General features: G+C 70.8%; 1 protein-coding gene. It reads left to right on the forward strand.

Features of this window, described 5'->3' with window-relative positions:
• Positions 1–263, forward strand: a 263-nt coding sequence (locus ADL12_RS23050; RefSeq protein ID WP_159053247.1) for a hypothetical protein, incomplete at its 5' end; no start/stop codon positions are given.
• Positions 264–657: the final 394 nt, after the last annotated feature.

Below are 657 nucleotides of genomic sequence, written 5' to 3' on the forward strand. Positions count from 1 at the left end.
TCGACGCCCACCCCCAGGGTTCGCGGGACGCCCGCGCCCGGATCAAGGCGTACGGTGCACAGGACTGGGACGTCCGGTGGACCCGCACCTCGGAGTTCGAGCGCGTGTGGACCGTGGACGTGACCGGCACCGCGCGTGCCGAGCACAAGCCTGTCCGGGTCACCGAGACGATCACCTGGGAGGACGCGCACTGGGTGATGGCCCCACTGCCGGGCGTCGTGCCGACGCCATCGAACGCGGCGGGGACGGAACCTCCGCGGTGAGCCCAGCCTCACCAGGCATGTGACGACGAACGACAAGAGGTCCGCGCCGCCCCTCCCAGGGAGGCGCGGACCTGCGTCCGCGGTGATCGCCGCGTACCCGCCTGGAGTTCTTCCTTGGAGTCGTTGAGCACCGCCGTCCTATCTGCGGGGCCACCGCCCAGCCGACCGCAGCCGCTCCCGAGCCCCGCGCCTTTCCGGTTTCCGGGCGATCGGACCATCAACGTGGCGGCCTACGGGCACGCGTATGTGTGGGCCGCGGCCCGCGCCGGGACCGCCGACTTGCGTTTCTGGATTTCGGGGCGCGTTGGGAAGAGTCGGCAGATCTGTGCCACCGGCAGCTCGTGCAGCAAGAGGTCATGGCGGTGCGGGGTGGAACGGATCTGCCCATCTCGGA

Source organism: Streptomyces regalis, from assembly GCF_001509475.1.
GTDB classification, from domain to species: domain Bacteria; phylum Actinomycetota; class Actinomycetes; order Streptomycetales; family Streptomycetaceae; genus Streptomyces; species Streptomyces regalis.